1 protein-coding gene is annotated in these 390 nt (G+C 49.5%); it reads left to right on the top strand.

What is annotated here, in order from left to right; all coding sequences use genetic code 11:
- Positions 1 to 390, top strand: a 390-nt coding sequence (locus KH400_RS29945; protein WP_217228241.1) for a hypothetical protein, incomplete at both ends; no start/stop codon positions are given.

Genomic DNA, 390 nt, shown 5'->3' with positions numbered 1-390 from the left:
AAGAAAGGGGGGAAGGAAAAAGAGAGGGGGAAGAGGGAGGAGAAGAAGGGGGGAAGAGAGGAGGGAAGAGAGGGAGGGGGGAAGAAAAGGGGGAAGAAGAAAAAGGGGGAAAGAAAGAGGAGAAAGAAGGGAAAAGAAAGGAAGGGAAGGAAGAAGAGGGAGAGGAGGGGGAAAAGAGAAGGAGAGGGAAAGGGGGAAGAGGGAAAGGAGAGGGGGAGAAGGAGAAGAAAGAAAGGGGGGGAAGAGAAAGGGAGAAGAAGGAAAAAGAAGGAGAGGGGAGAAGAAAAAAAGAGAGAAAGGGGGAAAAAGAAGAAGAAGAAAAGAAAAAGGAGAAAGAGGGGGAAAGAGAGAGGAAAAAGGGAAGGGAAGAGAGAAGAGGGAGGGAAGAAG

It is taken from the genome of Desertibacillus haloalkaliphilus (assembly GCF_019039105.1).
GTDB classification, from domain to species: domain Bacteria; phylum Bacillota; class Bacilli; order Bacillales; family KJ1-10-99; genus Desertibacillus; species Desertibacillus haloalkaliphilus.
The sequence above is the reverse complement of the archived record's forward strand: the minus strand, read 5'-3'. Positions and strand labels throughout refer to the sequence as shown.